A 16460-nucleotide genomic window follows, 5' to 3' on the forward strand; every position below is an offset into this window, starting at 1 on the left:
TGCTCGATTTTTAGCATAAGAAGATTTTCATTGTGCGCTTGCGCCCCAGCTGAGGATGACTGCCGTGTCCGACTACAAAGCCTTTAATGTCGTGTTGGCAGATAAGGTCGCCCATGTGGTGATCAATCGCCCGGAAAAAGTTAACGCGATGAACGCGGACTTCTGGAGCGAGATCATCGAGATTTTCCGCTGGATCGACGCCACCGATGAAGTGCGCGCAGTGGTGATTTCCGGTGCGGGCAAACATTTCTCCTCAGGTATCGACCTGATGATGCTGGCCTCAGTCGGTAGCCAACTGGGCCCGGATGTCGGCCGCAATGCCGAAAAGTTGCGGCGCAAGATTCTCGAACTGCAAGCCTCGTTCAATGCCGTGGATAACTGCCGCAAACCGGTTCTGGCCGCCATTCAAGGCTATTGCCTGGGTGGCGCGATTGATCTGGTCTCGGCCTGCGATATGCGTTACTCCACTGTAGATGCACAATTCTCGATCAAGGAAATCGACATTGGCATGGCCGCCGACGTCGGTACTTTGCAGCGCCTGCCGCGCATTATTGGTGATGGCATGATGCGCGAGCTGGCCTTTACCGGCCGCACCATCAATGGTGAAGAGGCTCGAAGTATTGGCCTGGTCAACCGCACCTATGCCGATGCTGATGCCCTGCTGGATGGCGTAATGGGCATTGCTCGCGAGATCGCCAGCAAGTCGCCAGTGGCAATTCGTGGCACCAAGGAAATGATTCGTTATATGCGCGATCACCGGGTCGATGACGGCCTGGAATATATCGCCACCTGGAACGCCGCCATGCTGCAATCTGCCGATCTGCGGGTGGCCATGACGGCTCATATGAGTAAGCAGAAACCGGAGTTCGCTGACTGATGTTGCCTTTCCACCTGTTTTTATTACCGACGCGGGAGGCGCAATAGCTCATGGTTTCTGGAGCCACGTCGCTTAATTTGGTGCGCGATGAACTGTTCACCACTATGGAAGAGGCCGAGTCGAGCCTTGAACACTTTATTGCCGACCGCCACAACGGCAGCCTGCTGCAGCAAGCCGTGGAAAACCTGCATCAGGTGCGCGGGACGCTGAACCTGATCGAGCTGGCCGGAGCCGAGTTGCTGGCTCAGGAAGTGCTGGATCAGGCCACCGATATTCCCGCCGGTGCCGGTGAAGAACGTGATGCCCAGCTTTCTGCCCTGAGCAACGCGCTGCATGTGTTGCGCCGCTACTTGGAAAACGTCGAAGCTAATCGTCAGGAAATGCCGGAGTTGCTGCTGCCAGCGATCAATAACTTGCGCCAGGCGGGCGGTCAGCCTGCTTTGCCAGAAAGCTTCTTTTTCAGTGTGCGCCTCGATCATGCTCGTCCGCGTACCGCGCCGCCATCGGTGGATGGTGCGGCGCGTGAAAGTGAAGGGCGTCGTCTGCGGCATATGTATCAGGTGGGCCTGCTGGGCTTTATCCGTGAGCAGAATCCACAGGCCAGTCTCAAGTTGATGGGCCGAGCGCTGACTCGCCTCGACAGCCTTTTTGCTAACGAGCCGCGCGGTCGCCTGTGCTGGGTCGGCGCGGCGGCCGTTGAGGCTCAGGTTGAGGGTCAGTTGCTGGCCCGCAAGTCGCGTAAACAGCTGTTCTCGCGGATTGACCGCGAGCTCAAGCAGATGCTCGTCAATGGCCAGTACGAAGCTCCGCGTGGTTTGCTCAAGGAATTGCTCTATCTGGTGGCCCTTGCGGACAGCCGTGGGCCGCAAGCAGCGGCCTTGAGTGAAGTGTTCGGTCTGACGCCGCTGCCCTTTACCGATCATCTGCTGGAAGAGGAATACCAGCGCCTGGCAGGCCCGGGTCAGGCAGTGATGCGCTCTTTGAGTTCGGCGATCCGTGAGGAGCTTAGCAGCGTCAAAGACATGCTCGACCTGATCGAGCGTGGCACCCTGCAAAGCGACAGCCTCAATAGCCTGCACGCCTTGCTTGGCAAGCTGAGCAAGACCCTCGGTATGGTCGGCCTGAGTTCGGCCGGTAACTCCCTTAACGCCCAGCTGCAAACTGTTGCCAGCTGGAGCGAAGAAAGCGCTCCCGCACCTCAGGAGCTGCATAAGCTGGCAGATGCCGTGCTGTACGTCGAAGGCATGGTCGCCAGCCTGGAGCGTGGCGAGCGCCGTGAAACGCGACCTGCCCAGGCGAAGCCGGGTGACGAAGCTGAGTCTTTCGCCCTGCATCAGCTCAACGAAGCTCGCATTGTGGTGGTCGATGAGGCCCAGGCGGGCCTGGCGTTGGCCAAGCGGGCGATTACCGCATACCTGGAGTCGGGTGGCGAGCGCATGCACTTGTCTAACGTGCCGTTCAGTCTGCAGGCCGTGCGCGGCGGATTGTGGTTCCTTGGTCAGGAGCGTGCTGCTCTGTTGGTCGGTGCCTGCGCCGATTACATCCAGCAGCATATGTTCGATGCCCCGCAGATGCCGTCCGAGCAGATGCTGGAAACTCTCGCCGATGCCTTGAGCAGCCTGGAATACTACCTCGAAGCCGGCGCGGTGATGCGTCCGGAAACCCAGCCAAGCGTGCTTGATCTCGCTGCAGAAAGCGTGCGGGCCTTGGGCATGCAGCTGGGGGCTTGAGCATGCAGCGCTGGCAACCCACTCTGCTCGACAGTCAGCAACCTGGTGGCTGGGTGGTCGCGCACTGCAAGCAGCATTTTCTGGCAGACAGTAACGGTGCGCTGTTCCCCCGTGAATGGCTGAAGAAGCAGGACTTGCCGATTATCGCAGAGCATGGCCTGGGCCATTTTGATGGTGATGCAGTCTACCTGCTGGAGCTGGGTCATCCTTTCGACATGCCGGGCTGCGCCTGGCAGAGCCTGCGTCAGTTTATGCTGCAGGGCGATGCCGACACGTTCAAGCTACTCAGCTATGCCACACAAATCGGTACCTGGGCCAGCCAGCACCGTTTCTGTGGCAGTTGTGGCGGGGCAATGCAGCACGTGCCTGGCGAACGCGCGATGCACTGTGTGCGCTGTGAGTTGCAGCATTACCCGCGACTTTCGCCGAGCATGATTGTGCTGGTAACCCGCGGCGATGAGATTTTGCTGGCGCGCTCGCCGCGCTTTGTTGCTGGGGTCTACAGCACCTTGGCAGGCTTTGTTGAAGCAGGCGAATCAGTCGAGCACTGCGTAGCCCGTGAAGTGCGCGAAGAGGTCGGGGTCGAGATCAGTAACCTGCAGTACCTCGGCAGCCAGGGTTGGCCGTTTCCGCATTCACTGATGCTGGGTTTTCATGCCGAGTACGCCGGTGGCGATATCGTTATGCAGGCCGAGGAAATCGAGGATGCGCAGTGGTTCAGCGTGCATGACCTGCCGCCATTGCCGGCAGCCCGCTCGATTGCTCGTTATCTGATTGACGTCTATGTGGCACGCCGCCTAGGCCTGCCCGAACCAGTGCTGCCAGGCTAGGCGCACGGTCAGCGCCAGTACCACCAAGATAAATACCGGGCGGATGAACTTCGAACCGCCCTTGATCGCCGTACGTGCGCCGAGAAACGCGCCGACCATCAACGCCAACCCCATGCAGATGCCCAGCAGCCAGGCCACTTGCCCGCTGATGATAAACACGCTCAGGGCGCAGATATTGCTGACAAAGTTCATGCTGCGCGCTACGCCGCTGGCCTTGACTAGGTCGAGTGGGTAGAGCAGCAGGCTACTGACTGTCCAGAAGGCGCCGGTGCCTGGGCCCGCCACACCATCATAGAAACCCAAGCTGAGGCTTTGTGGCCACTGCCGGCCCTTGGCGATCGGCGCCTCGGCGAGCAGCGGCGCGGCCGGAGTTTTGCCAAACAGCAGGTAGAGGCCGCAGCCAAACACCACTGCAGGTAGCAGCTGGTTCAACCATTCAGACGGCAGCCATTGCGCCATCGCGGCACCAAGCAGGGCGCCGACCGCCGTACCGATCAATGCATTGCGCCATTGGCTGGGGTCAAACAGCTTGCGCCGGTAGAAGGTGTAGCTGGCTGCGGCTGAGCCAAAGGTCGAGCTCAGCTTATTCGTGCCAAGGGCCAAGTGCGGCGGCAGGCCGGCAGTCAGCAGCGCGGGAATAGTCAGCAGGCCGCCACCGCCGGCAATTGCATCGATAAAGCCGGCAATAAACGCGACCAGGGCAAGAATCGCCAGGGTGCTCAGGTCAACACTGAGTTCAAACGGGAAAGCCATTAAAAAACACGTCCTGTGTCTAATTGTGGTGTTGTCTTGCTGTTATACAGCCAGGTAGCTGCGCATAATGCCGGCAATTTCAAGCATAAGGAATGCACGGCGATGCAATACGGCGGACTGGCATGGGCAACGGCATTGCTGGGGTTACTGGCGGTGTTTGTTGCAGCGCGCATCCTGTTCAATCGGCAATGGTTTCTCGGTTGGTTGCGTGGCACCTGTGGCTTGGCATTTCTCGCCCTGGCGGCCTTGATTGGCCTGCTTGCCAACGATTTGCGCAGCTATGCAGCAATTCCTGAAGGCAAGCCGCTGGCCACGCTGAGCTTCAAGGCTGACGGCCCGTTGTATCGCGTCAGTGTGCTTGAGGGCGGTCGTGAGCGCACGCTGACCATGGAGGGCGATCTCTGGCAACTGGATGCGCGCTTCTTGCAGTGGAAAGGCCTGGCGGCGTTGATCGGCCTGCAGCCTGGTTATCGCCTGGAAAAATTATCGGGGCGCTTCCTCTCCATCGAGCAGCAAAGCCTGGCGCAGCACACTCGTGTCGAACTGGCGCGCAGCCCTTATGGCATCGATCTGTGGCGCTGGCTGCGGCTGGGAGCGCATGACCTGTTTATCTTCGACCCCCAGGCGCGCAGGGTGACCTATCTGCCGCTTGCCGATGATGCGGTTTACAGCATCAACCTGACGCCTGCCGGTTTGCTCGCCGAGCCGATGAACCCCGCAGCCAAGCAGGCGCTGAAAGACTGGCAGTAAATTCCAGTGGATGTAAAAAAGGCGACCCTAAGGTCGCCTTTTTATTGCATGGGGTTTCTCAGGAGAGAAAGCCACCGTCCACATTCAACGCCACGCCGGTGGTGTAGCTGGAGGCATCGCTGGCCAGGTACAGCACAGTGCCAGCCATTTCGCTCGGGTCGGCTACGCGCTTGAGCGGAATACGCTGCAGGGCGAGGTTGAGGATGGCGTCGTTTTTCACCAGCGCCGAGGCGAACTTGGTGTCGGTCAGCCCAGGCAGCAGGGCGTTACAGCGAATACCGAACTGCGCGCACTCCTTGGCGAAGACTTTGGTCATGCTGATAACCGCAGCCTTGGTCACCGAGTAGATGCCCTGGAACTCGCCCGGAGAAACACCGTTGATCGAGGCGACGTTAATGATGCTGCCACCACCATTGGCCTTCATCAGCTTGCCGCCCTCGATGGACATAAAGTAGTAGCCGCGGATGTTTACATCGACGGTTTTCTGGAATGCGCCCAGGTCAGTGTCCAGTACGTTGCAGAATTGCGGGTTAGTGGCGGCGTTGTTGACCAGGATGTCGAGACGGCCGAACTGCTCTTTGATCTGCGCGAAAACGTTGCTGATCTGCTCCATCTCGCCGATATGGCAGGCAACTGCGGTGGCTTTACCGCCGTCTGCGATGATCGCGTCGGCGACTTTCTGGCAGTCGTCGATCTTGCGGCTGGAGACAATCACGTGGGCGCCTTGCTGGGCCAGCAGTTTGGCGATGGCTTCACCGATGCCGCGGCTGGCGCCGGAGACGAAAGCGATCTTGCCGTCGAGGTCGAACAGTTGGGTCTTGGACATGGGCTTTTCCTTTCTTATGAGAGGCCTGTTCGGCCGTTTACAGCTGCGATTTATTGATGACCTGCAGGCTCATCTGCTCCAGTAGCTTGTTCATGTGAATGAACTGCGCGAAGCGTTTGTCCTGGGTCTGGCCATGGAAGTAGCGGTAGTAGATCTGTTGCACAATGCCGGCCAGGCGGAACAGGCCGTAGGTGTAGTAGAAATCGATGCTCTTGATTTCGATGCCCGAGCGTTCGGCGTAGTAGTCGGCGAACTGCTGGCGAGTCAGCATGCCCGGCGCATTGCTTGGCTGGCGGCGCATCAGCTGGATCGGTGCCGAGTCGCCAGCTTCGATCCAGTAGGCGAGGGTGTTGCCCAGGTCCATCAACGGGTCGCCGATGGTGGTCAGCTCCCAGTCGAGCACGCCGATGATCTGGCTTGGGTTTTGTGGATTCAGAATCACGTTATCGAAGCGGTAATCGTTGTGCACGATGGCCGGCTTGTGGTGGTCGGCAGGCATCTTGTCCTTGAGCCAGGCTTTGACCGGTTCCCACAGCGGCGCGTCGGGGGTCAGGGCTTTGTCGTAGCGATCACTCCAGCCACCGATCTGCCGCTGCACATAACCTTCAGGCTTGCCCAGATCACCGAGGCCGCAGGCCTGATAGTCGACGTTATGCAGCTCGACCATCTTGTCGATAAAACTCTTGCACAGCTCGCGGGTCTGCTCGGCGCTGAAGTTCAGCTCGGCCGGCATGTCCGAACGCAGGATGATGCCGTTGACCCGCTCCATTACATAGAACTCGGCGCCTATCACCGACTCGTCGATGCAGTGCACGTAGGCTTTCGGGCAGTAGGGGAAACCGGCGTTGAGCTGATTGAGGATGCGGTATTCGCGGCCCATGTCGTGGGCGGATTTGGCCTTATGGCCAAAAGGCGGGCGGCGCAGGACGAATTCTTTACCCGGGTATTCCAGCAGGTAGGTCAGGTTCGAGGCACCGCCAGGGAACTGGCTGATACGTGGCTCGCCCGTCAGACCGGGGATATGCGCCTTGAGGTACTGGTCGATGACCGCGGCGTCGAGTTCTTCGCCTTCGCGGATACGGGTGGACTGGTCAGTAAGCGCCATGTTTATCCCTTCTACTTATGATGGGTGCCTAAGATAATTAGCTAATCTAATGCTGCAGCCTTTGCCTAACAAGGATTACACGCCGTTATAGGTGGGCGTGTTGCTACCCAATCAAGCTGCCTGATTGGCTATTCAAGCTGTTTTTTTAGTTATAAAAAAACCGGAGTCAAGGACTCCGGTTTGTTTTTTAGCGCAGTTGCCTTGCCGCTTAAACCGGGAACAGCTCGCCCAGTTTCATGGCCAGCATCATGTCGCCTTCGGCGCGCAGTTTGCCGGACATGAAAGCTTGCATACCGTCGGTTTCGCCGCTGGTGATGCCTTTCAGGGTTTCGGTGTCCATGATCAGGCTCACGTTGGCGTTGGCGTTGTCGCCTTTCTCAACGGCGCAGGTGCCGTCTTTAACGATCAGCGCGTAGTTCTCGCCGTCTTCGATGTTGAATTGGAACACCAGATCCAGGCCTGCAGCGGCACCGGCGTTGAATTTGGACTGCATGGTATTGACGATGTCTGCAACGCTCATGGTTTCTTCCTTTTTCTCAGGTTTTTTCTAGCGCCCTTGACGGGTGCAGTGGGCCGCAGCTCAGCGATAAGTGATGAGCTCCGGCGCCTTCAACAGCTGCAAATGCACATTGCTGTTGAAGGAAGCCAGGCTCACTTGGCTGCCACGAAATTTCAGGCAGCTTAGTGAGGTGTTAACAATTTGCCAGTTCAGCTCGAAAGCCTGTGCGGGCGCGATACCGGTAATCAGGTGCAGCAGGGCGGTAATAGTGCCGCCCGAGGTAAATACTGCAATGTTCTGTTTGCTCTCGGCCTGTTCCAGCAGTCGGGTGAGGCCGCCCTGGACCTGCTCGACAAAGCCTTGCCAGCTTTGCAGATCCGGCGTGTCGTGTTCGCCGCTAATCCAGCGACCAATCAGCTTGGCAAACAGGCGCTGAAATTCAGCGCGGTTCTGCGCGCCATTACGCAGGATGTGCAAGGCTTCAGGTTCTTCGCCAAGCATGTCCGGCAACAAACTGCGGATCACCGCATCGGCATCGAACTCATTGAAGGCAGAATCAATTTCCAGTGTCGGTATGCTAATGCCGGCGTCGTGCAACTGCTGCAAAGCGCTGTTAGCCGTGTGCTGCTGACGGCGCAGATCTCCGCTGACGCTGCGATCAATACGCACGCCGAGTTGCGCGAGGTGCGCGCCCAGCACTTCGGCCTGGCGAATTCCGATGGGCGATAGCACATCGTAATCGTCTGCACCGAAGGAGGCTTGGCCATGTCGAATCAGGTAGATGCTGCCCACGTCCGCTCGATTCCGGTACGTTGAAAGTTTCGCGAGGGTATGGTGAAGCTCAGGAGCTGTCAACGTAAAAACATACGCTTGTTTGAATTGCATGAGTCCGCTGAATGACCAGGCCTTGCTTGCTGGCCGCCGACCCATGGCCTCGGTATGCTTGGGCACTATTCAGCGCGGTCGATGAACGTGCGCTGCCATTGGGACAAGGGGGAATACGTGGAGTTTTTTGCAGAGTACATCGGCTTTCTGGCCAAGACAGTCACCCTGGTTGTGGCCATTCTGGTGGTGCTGGTGACGATTGCCGCACTGCGCAGCAAGGGCCGTCAGAGCACTGGCCAGCTGCAGGTGAACAAGCTCAATGATTTCTTCAAGCAGCTGCATCAGCGCATGGAGCACGCGGTACTCGACAAAGACCAACTGAAAGCTGCGAGCAAAGCCGAAGCCAAGGCCGCCAAGCAGGAAAAGAAGGCCGGCATTCATAAACCGCGCGTTTATGTGCTGGATTTCGATGGCGATATCAAAGCCTCGGCCACTGATAACCTGCGTCACGAAATCACTGCTTTACTGACTATGGCAACGCCGCAGGATGAAGTGGTGCTGCGTTTGGAAAGCGGCGGCGGCATGGTGCACAGCTATGGTTTGGCCTCATCGCAGCTGGCGCGTATTCGTCAGGCGGGCGTGCCGCTGACCATTTGTATCGACAAGGTCGCGGCCAGCGGCGGCTATATGATGGCCTGCATCGGCGAGAAGATTATTTCCGCGCCATTTGCCATTCTCGGCTCGATTGGTGTGGTGGCTCAGCTGCCTAACGTGCACCGCCTGCTGAAAAAGCATGACATCGATTTTGAAGTACTGACCGCTGGTGAGTACAAACGCACTCTGACCGTGTTTGGCGAAAATACCGAGAAGGGCCGGGAGAAGTTCCAGGAAGACCTGGAAACCACCCATGAATTGTTCAAGGGTTTTGTTGCCCGCTACCGCCCGAAGCTGGACATTGACCAGATTGCCACTGGTGAAGTCTGGCTGGGCCTGGCGGCATTGGAAAAGCAGCTGGTCGATGAACTGAGGACCAGTGACGAATACCTGGCAGAGCGAGCGAAGAGCGCCGAGCTGTTTCATTTGCACTATGCCGAAAAGAAAACCCTGCAGGAGCGCGTTGGGCTGGCGGGCAGCGTAGCGCTGGATCGTTTCGTTCTGAACTGGCTGAGTCGTTTGAATCAGCAGCGCTTCTGGTAACCGTTTAAAGGGAGTCGATATGAGCAAGTTCAGTGCATTGCAGGTCCGTGAGAGCGCAGCGGGCGGTTTCGAACAAGTGATTGTGCCGCGGGAGATCGACGACTTGCCGGCCGGCGAGCTGCTGATTCGGGTCAAGTATTCCTCGCTCAACTATAAGGATGCCTTGTCGGCCAGTGGCAACCGCGGCGTGACCAAAAACTTTCCGCATACCCCAGGCATCGACGCTGCCGGTGTGGTGGAAGCGTCCAGTGTGGCCGAATTCAGCGTGGATGATGAGGTGATCGTCACCGGCTACGATCTGGGCATGAACACCTCGGGCGGATTTGCTCAGTACATTCGTATCCCTGCCAGCTGGGCGCTGAAGCGTCCCAAGGGCTTGTCGCTGCGCGAGGCCATGGTGCTTGGCACCGCTGGGCTGACCGCCGCGCTGTGTGTCGACAAGCTGGAGCAAAGCGGGCTAACGCCGGATGCGGGTACTGTACTGGTGACCGGTGCCACCGGTGGCGTTGGCAGTGTCGCGGTGGCGTTGCTGACCACCCTGGGTTACCGCGTTGCGGCATCGACCGGCAAAGCGGAGCAGGGTGATTACCTCAAGGCGCTGGGCGCGCAGCAGATTGTTCTGCGTTCCGAGTTGCTGGATGGCACCGACAAACCGATGCTCAAGGAGCAGTGGGCTGGCGCCGTAGATTGCGTGGGTGGGGATATCCTGTTCAACGTGGTCAAGTCGCTGAGCTACGGCTCCAGCGTTGCCTGCTGCGGCCTGACGGCTGGCGTCGGTTTTAAGGGCAGTGTGCTGCCGTTTATCCTGCGTGGGGTGAATCTGCTTGGGGTCGACTCGGTCGAGCTGCCTCTGGTGGTCAAGGCGTCGATGTGGGACAAGCTGTCGCTGCAATGGAAGGTCAATCTAGAGGCGCTGGTGAGTGAAGTCACCTTGGAGCAACTGCCTGCTGCCATCGCTCAGGTGCTGGCCGGTAAGCAGGTTGGGCGCGTGCTGGTCAAGTTGACATAGGCGCATTCCAGAAACGATAAGGCCACCTTAATTGGTGGCCTTTTACGTACTGCGGACTGCTTAGGCGCGGCGACGGAACAGCGGCAGCGGCTGGTCCGTGGAGGCCTGATAAACCTCGCTGAACTCCTCGAAGGCTTTCAAGGCGTCCAGCGGGTCTTTGTCCTCACGCAGGGCGAAGGCATCAAAGCCTACGCGCAGGTAAGAGAACAGCTGATCACGCAGCACGTCACCGATGGCGCGCACTTCGCCTTTATAGCCGTAGCGGTTGCGCAGCAGGTAGGCGGTGGAGCAGTGACGGCCATCGGTAAAAGCAGGAAAGTTCAGCGCGATGACCTGGAAGTTATCCAGCTGATCGGCGATTTCCTCGATTTCCTCGCCCGCGTCCAGCCACACGCCCAGGCCGCCATCACGGGCCTTGAGCGCGGTACTGTGCTCGACCCACAAGCCCAAAGGCACAATCAGATCGTCGCAGTTGGGAATGCCGTCCAACGTGGCGTCTTTGGGCAGCAGGTGCCAGCTTTCGTCGATCAGCTGACCGTTCTTAATGATTCGCTGCATATACGCGTTCCTTGAACGGGTCGACGCCGATACGGCGGAAGGTGTCGAGGAAACTCTCTTCTTCGGTGCGGCGTTCGACATAGACCTTGACGATCTTGTCGATCACGTCAGCCATGTCCGCTTCGGCGAAGGATGGGCCGAGGATCTGCGCCAGGCTGGCGTCACGACCGGCGCTGCCGCCGAGGGACACCTGATAGAACTCCTGACCTTTCTTATCCACCCCGAGGATGCCGATATGGCCAACGTGGTGGTGACCGCAGGCGTTCATGCAGCCGGAGATATTCAGGTCGATATTGCCGATGTCGAACAGGTAATCCAGGTCATCGAAACGACGTTGGATGGCTTCGGCAATCGGGATCGACTTGGCGTTGGCCAGCGAGCAGAAGTCGCCGCCAGGGCAGCAGATGATGTCGGTCAGCAGGCCGACGTTCGGCGTAGCAAAACCGTTTTCACGCAGTTCGCCCCACAGGGTGAACAGCTGCGCCTGCTCAACATCCGCGAGGATGATGTTCTGGTTATGGCTGTTGCGCACTTCGCCAAAGCTGTAGCGGTCGGCCAGGTCGGCAATTGCATCAAACTGCTTGTCGGTGACGTCACCCGGCGCTACGCCGGTCGGTTTCAGCGACAGAGTGACGGCGACGTAGCCCGGCTTCTTATGGGCGAAGGTATTGCGCTGACGCCAGCGGGCAAAACCTGGATGCTTGGCATCCAACGCTGCAAGCGCGGAATCCTGATCGTCGAGGTCTTTGTAGCTTGGGTCGATAAAGTGCGCGGCAACGCGCGCCACTTCAGCTTCGGTCAGGGTGCTAGGGCCGTCTTTCAGGTGTACCCACTCAGCATTCACACGCTCGGCGAACACTTCAGGGGTCAACGCCTTAACCAGAATCTTGATCCGCGCCTTGTACTTGTTATCACGGCGGCCATAGCGGTTATATACACGCAGGATGGCGTCGAGATAACTGATCAGGTGCTGCCATGGCAGGAATTCGTTGATAAAGCTGCCTACGATCGGCGTGCGACCCAGGCCGCCACCGACGGATACACGGAAGCCCAGCTCACCGGCATCGTTCTGTACCGCTTCCAGGCCAATGTCGTGCACTTCAATCGCAGCGCGGTCGCTCACTGCACCGTTGACGGCAATCTTGAACTTGCGTGGCAGGTGGGTGAACTCGGGGTGGAAGGTCGACCACTGACGGATGATCTCGCACCACGGACGTGGGTCGATAAGTTCATCTTTGGCCACACCGGCAAACTGGTCGGTGGTGGTGTTACGGATGCAGTTGCCGCTGGTCTGAATCGCATGCATCTGCACGGTGGCCAGTTCGGCGAGAATGTCGGGTACATCTTCCAGATCTGGCCAGTTGAACTGAACGTTCTGGCGAGTGCTGATGTGCGCGTAACCCTTGTCGTAGTCACGGGCAATCTTGGCCATCATGCGCACTTGTGCGGACGACATCAGACCGTATGGCACGGCAACGCGCAGCATCGGCGCAAAGCGCTGGATATACAGGCCATTCTGCAGGCGCAGCGGGCGGAATTCTTCAGCGCTTAGTTCGCCAGCGAGGTAACGGCGGGTTTGATCGCGATACTGCTTGACGCGGTCTTCGACGATTTTTTGGTCGTACTGGTCGTATACGTACATGGAGTGTCCTGTTATCAGGCTTTTTACAGCTAATCAGCGCGCACGGCCGCGCACTCCCTGCGGAGCCGGAGGAAGATACCAGCTCAGGGTTATGCGCAAAAGTGATGTTTGAGTATATGGAAAGAACTTAAAGGGATAAGAAGGGCGCTGAACATAGCCCTACGGCTTGAGTAAGCAGGCATGCTGGTCTTAACTGCATAAAACGATTCACCCATAAACACAACAAGAGGGGTAATCCATGAGCGAGCACAGTGAACCGGATAATGCTGACAGCGTGGTAGATGCCAAGGCCATATTTGCCTTGATTGTGATCTTCGTCGCCACAGCGGTGTTCTGGGTCAGTCAGCAATAAGACCTGGCAGCAGCTAAAGCACAAAGCGGGCACCCATTAATGGATGTCCGCTTTTTATTGTCTGCAGAGCAGGAGTGGGATTCAGTGGCAGCTGAGGCTGTCGGCCTGGCGATAGAGCATAAGCAGTTTGCGCGTAATGGACTGCTGAATATCGTCACGCTCGAAGGTCGATAGTCGCGTCAGGCGACTGACCTGTAGGCGGTGAAGGTGAATATAGGGCATCTGCTGGTCGAACTCGCGCAGGTCGCCCTTCATCATGATTGGCAGGAAGATATCGCCGGCCTTCTTCTGGTTGCTGATGATCTGTGCCAGCGCGGGTTTGAATGGCATGGTTTTCGGTGCCGGACCGCCTTCCTTGATCATCGTAGTCAGCAGCAAGCCGGGCTTACGCAGGACCACGCCGGGCAGCACGCACAATCCAGTTTTGCGCACGGCATGTGCTTCGATACCATGCAGGGTGTCATGGAAGGCGTAAGGGTTGGGCAGCACCACCATCTTGCGGCCCATATCGCTGGGGAAGTGTAGGTCATAGTTGGTGTACAGCTGGCGCGTCGATTCCGAGTACACGCATAGGCGGTTCTCGAACAGTTTGATAAAGCGTTCGGCCAGCTCGCGCCGGGCGATGCTGTCCAGGTCCCAGATCAGGTCCTGGTTCTGCGGTTTGCTTAGGTCGACTTCCTGGTGTTCCATATCGCTCATTGCGTTTCATACCCTGAACTGCCCAAGCAGGCGGTTTAGCTGCTCGGCCAACTGACCTAGGTGTTGCCCGGCATCGCTGGATTGTTGCGCCGCCATGGCATTGTTATGGGCCAGGCTGGCCGCCTGGGTGACGTTCTGGTTGATGTCTTCGACCACGTGCGATTGTTGCAGTGTCGCGCTGGCGATGGAAGCGTTCAAACCGGTGAGATTACGCAGCCCGTTGGCAATCAACGTCAGGCTGGAGCCGGCCTGGCTGGCCTGTTCGATGGTTTGCTGCGAGGCTTTGCTGCTGTCGTTGATAACCTTGACTGCGGCCTCTGAGTTGCCTTGCAGGCGCTCGATCATGACCTGGATTTCAGCCGTGGATTTTTGCGTGCGTTGCGCCAGCAGGCGTACCTCATCGGCAACCACGGCAAAGCCACGGCCTTGCTCACCGGCGCGAGCGGCTTCGATGGCGGCATTGAGTGCGAGCAGGTTGGTTTGTTCGGCAATCGAGCGGATAACCTCCAATACGCTGCCGATCTGCGTGCTTTCCTGGGCCAGAGCCTGAATCACCGTTACTGCTTGATCAATGGTGCCGGACAGCTCGTTGATCTGCCGCAGGCTCGCTTCAATATTCTGCTGGCCCTGCAGGGCTTGTTCTTCGGCTGCATGCACTTCGGTTGAGGCGTGCTCGGCATTCTTCGCCACATCCTGCACGCCGTAGGTGACTTCATTGATCGCTGTGGCGACCAGCTCCATCTGCTGTGATTGCTGTTCGCTGTGCTGCTGCGCTTGGCCGGAAACCTCGCCGAGGTTGCGCGCGGCGGCATCAAGCTGGCCGGCAGAGTCGAGGGACTCTTTGATCACCTGGCGTAGCTTGTCGGTAAAAGCATTGAAGTGGCGGGACAGGGCGGATAGCTCATCATTGCCATGGGTATCGAGGTTGCGCGTCAGGTCGCCATCGCCGCTGGCGATATTGGCCATGGCGCTGACAGCCTGCTGCAGGGGCTGGGTGATGCTGCGTACGATCAGCACGATCAGCAGGGCTACAAGTACCGCAATCGCCAGGCCGATCAGCACAGTTTTCAACGCCCGTGCCTGAAACTCGGCTTGCACATCGTCGACATAGACCCCGGAACCGATGATCCAGCCCCAGGGCTGGAACAGTTGCACATAAGACACCTTGGGAACGGGGTCGCTGGCGCCCGGTTTTGGCCAGCGGTAATCGACCTGGCCGGCGCCTTGGCTTTTGCTGATCGCAACCATTTCATTGAACAGTGCCTTGCCGTCGGGGTCCTTGAAGCCTGAAAGATTCTGGCCTTCGAGCTTGGGGTTAGTCGGGTGCATGACCATTGCGGGGGTCTGGTCATTGATCCAGAAGTATTCTTGGCCGGCGTAACGCAGGCTGCGGATGGTTTCCGTTGCCTGTTTCTGTGCCTGTTCGCGGGTCAAACTGCCTGACGCTTCAAGGTCATAATAGTGCTGCAGAATGCCAGCGGCGCTCTGGACTATGTGCTGGGTTTTTTCGGCTTTGGCGGCGTACAGATCGGTATGGATCTGCTTGAGCAATAATGCGCCTTGAATAATTAGCATGAGGATGGCGACCACCAGGATCAGCCATAGACGACGGTTAATGGGTAGGCTGCGCAGGCTATTCATGGAGGTGGTTCTCCCTTGTTGTTTTACGCCTCTTATAGGTCAAGAGTGTTTATTGGCTACGTTAGACCTTAGGCCAATTGGCAGATAAACAAAGTGTAGGTGAGCTATGCCGTGGGGGTCTCTGTGGTTTGAATAGAGTGCCGGTGCTGCGCGGGATGCGCTAAGTGCCCAGGTTCTCTGCTAGGATCTGCGTCGTTGGGGTTAAGTGTGTGATTTGATTATTTATTTTGTCCGGCAGGAACCTTCTGTAAGCAAATCGGTCATACACCCTCACGAGTTCATCATCATGTTTTTTGCTGTTCGTGCCGGTGACGCACGTATTTAGGGGTGGGGATGGATCTTTGGGTTGCTGTTCAGGCACTGATTCTGGGCATTGTGGAAGGCGTTACCGAGTTTCTGCCAATCTCCAGTACTGGGCATCAGATCATCGTGGCCGACCTGATTGATTTTGGCGGCGAGCGGGCGATGGCCTTCAATATCATCATTCAACTGGGGGCAATCCTCGCGGTAGTGTGGGAGTACCGGCGCAAGATCCTCGACATCGTTGTGGGCCTGCCTAAAGAACCGATGGCGCAACGTTTTTCCGCCAATCTGCTGATTGCCTTTCTGCCGGCCGTGGCGCTGGGAGTGCTATTTGCCGATCTTATCCATCATTACTTGTTCAACCCGATCACTGTTGCCCTGGCGCTGGTGGTGGGTGGGGTGATCATGCTTTGGGCTGAGCGGCGCACCCACCTGGTGCACGCCGAGAGCGTGGATGAGATGACCTGGAAGGATGCGCTGAAGATTGGCTTCGCTCAGTGCCTGGCGATGATTCCCGGCACTTCTCGCTCCGGCGCGACGATCATCGGCGGCCTGTTGTTCGGTTTATCGCGTAAGGCTGCTACCGAATTTTCCTTCTTTCTTGCCATGCCGACGATGGTGGGTGCAGCTGCTTACTCCGGCTACAAGTACCGTGATCTGTTTCAGGCCAGTGACTTTCCGGTATTTGCCATCGGCTTCGTTACCTCGTTTATCTTCGCCATGATTGCGGTGCGGGCGCTGCTCAGCTTTATCGGCAAGCACAGTTATGCGGTGTTTGCCTGGTACCGCATCGGCTTTGGTTTACTGATTCTGGCGACCTGGCAGTTGCAATGGATTGACTGGAGTACGGCGCAGGTCTGACTG

At 57.9% G+C, this 16460-nt stretch carries 16 protein-coding genes; 7 read left to right on the top strand and 9 right to left on the bottom strand.

The genetic code is table 11. The features are described from left to right. Positions 1–64: 64 nt before the first annotated feature. Genes ACIGEK_RS10365 through nudC form a run of 3 tightly spaced genes read left to right on the top strand, consistent with a single transcriptional unit; the run spans position 65 to position 3437 of the window. A complete protein-coding gene (locus ACIGEK_RS10365; RefSeq protein WP_397493253.1) occupies positions 65–877 on the top strand; it encodes a crotonase/enoyl-CoA hydratase family protein in 813 nt (270 codons plus the stop codon). A 50-nt stretch (positions 878–927) separates the two neighbouring features. Further along, positions 928–2607, top strand: a complete 1680-nt coding sequence (locus ACIGEK_RS10370) for a ferrous iron transporter B (RefSeq protein ID WP_397493254.1) — start codon at positions 928–930, stop codon at positions 2605–2607. A 2-nt stretch (positions 2608–2609) separates the two neighbouring features. Continuing rightward, the gene (gene nudC / locus ACIGEK_RS10375; RefSeq protein ID WP_397493255.1) at positions 2610–3437 is read left to right on the top strand and encodes an NAD(+) diphosphatase; all 828 of its coding nucleotides are present in this window, start codon (positions 2610–2612) and stop codon (positions 3435–3437) included. Here nudC and ACIGEK_RS10380 read toward each other — a convergent pair. Continuing rightward, entirely contained in the window at positions 3405–4190 is a 786-nt protein-coding gene (locus ACIGEK_RS10380) for a TSUP family transporter (RefSeq protein ID WP_397493256.1), read from the bottom strand. The genes nudC and ACIGEK_RS10380 overlap by 33 nt on opposite strands. A 102-nt stretch (positions 4191–4292) precedes the next feature. Between ACIGEK_RS10380 and ACIGEK_RS10385 the strand changes: the two genes are divergently transcribed. Then, positions 4293–4940, top strand: coding sequence for a hypothetical protein (locus tag ACIGEK_RS10385; RefSeq protein WP_397493257.1), 648 nt, complete (start codon positions 4293–4295; stop codon positions 4938–4940). Between the two features lie 58 nt (positions 4941–4998). Here ACIGEK_RS10385 and ACIGEK_RS10390 read toward each other — a convergent pair whose 3' ends face one another. The 4 genes from ACIGEK_RS10390 to ACIGEK_RS10405 all read right to left on the bottom strand — a co-directional run bounded on the left by ACIGEK_RS10390 (position 4999) and on the right by ACIGEK_RS10405 (position 8162). Further along, on the bottom strand, positions 4999–5766 hold the full coding sequence (locus tag ACIGEK_RS10390) for an SDR family oxidoreductase (protein ID WP_397493258.1): 768 nt from the start codon (positions 5764–5766) through the stop codon (positions 4999–5001). A 37-nt stretch (positions 5767–5803) separates the two neighbouring features. Further along, on the bottom strand, positions 5804–6871 hold the full coding sequence (locus ACIGEK_RS10395; RefSeq protein WP_397493259.1) for a phosphotransferase family protein: 1068 nt from the start codon (positions 6869–6871) through the stop codon (positions 5804–5806). A 208-nt stretch (positions 6872–7079) separates the two neighbouring features. Then, entirely contained in the window at positions 7080–7391 is a 312-nt protein-coding gene (locus ACIGEK_RS10400) for an SCP2 sterol-binding domain-containing protein (protein WP_397493260.1), read from the bottom strand. Between the two features lie 60 nt (positions 7392–7451). Next, entirely contained in the window at positions 7452–8162 is a 711-nt protein-coding gene (locus ACIGEK_RS10405) for a histidine phosphatase family protein (RefSeq protein ID WP_397493261.1), read from the bottom strand. A 210-nt stretch (positions 8163–8372) separates the two neighbouring features. Between ACIGEK_RS10405 and sohB the strand changes: the two genes are divergently transcribed. Then, entirely contained in the window at positions 8373–9392 is a 1020-nt protein-coding gene (gene sohB / locus ACIGEK_RS10410; RefSeq protein ID WP_397493262.1) for a protease SohB, read from the top strand. Positions 9393–9411: 19 nt separating this feature from the next. Next, a complete protein-coding gene (locus ACIGEK_RS10415; protein WP_397493263.1) occupies positions 9412–10401 on the top strand; it encodes a YhdH/YhfP family quinone oxidoreductase in 990 nt (329 codons plus the stop codon). Positions 10402–10461: 60 nt separating this feature from the next. On the opposite strand, the gene ACIGEK_RS10420 is transcribed toward ACIGEK_RS10415, so the two are convergent. The 4 genes from ACIGEK_RS10420 to ACIGEK_RS10435 all read right to left on the bottom strand — a co-directional run bounded on the left by ACIGEK_RS10420 (position 10462) and on the right by ACIGEK_RS10435 (position 15293). Further along, positions 10462–10959 carry a DUF934 domain-containing protein gene (locus tag ACIGEK_RS10420; protein ID WP_397493264.1) on the bottom strand — a complete coding sequence of 166 codons (498 nt, stop codon included), beginning with the start codon at positions 10957–10959 and terminating at the stop codon, positions 10462–10464. Next, positions 10943–12601, bottom strand: a complete 1659-nt coding sequence (locus tag ACIGEK_RS10425) for a nitrite/sulfite reductase (RefSeq protein WP_397493265.1) — start codon at positions 12599–12601, stop codon at positions 10943–10945. Before ACIGEK_RS10425 ends, ACIGEK_RS10420 begins: the two co-directional genes overlap by 17 nt. Before the next feature lie 433 nt (positions 12602–13034). Continuing rightward, entirely contained in the window at positions 13035–13652 is a 618-nt protein-coding gene (locus ACIGEK_RS10430; protein WP_090386664.1) for a hypothetical protein, read from the bottom strand. A gap of 6 nt (positions 13653–13658) precedes the next feature. Beyond that, a complete protein-coding gene (locus tag ACIGEK_RS10435) occupies positions 13659–15293 on the bottom strand; it encodes a methyl-accepting chemotaxis protein (protein WP_397493266.1) in 1635 nt (544 codons plus the stop codon). A 333-nt stretch (positions 15294–15626) separates the two neighbouring features. Between ACIGEK_RS10435 and ACIGEK_RS10440 the strand changes: the two genes are divergently transcribed. Next, entirely contained in the window at positions 15627–16457 is an 831-nt protein-coding gene (locus ACIGEK_RS10440) for an undecaprenyl-diphosphate phosphatase (protein ID WP_397493267.1), read from the top strand. Positions 16458–16460 lie beyond the last annotated feature (3 nt).

This window comes from Pseudomonas sp. NPDC079086, assembly GCF_044542155.1.
GTDB lineage: Bacteria > Pseudomonadota > Gammaproteobacteria > Pseudomonadales > Pseudomonadaceae > Aquipseudomonas.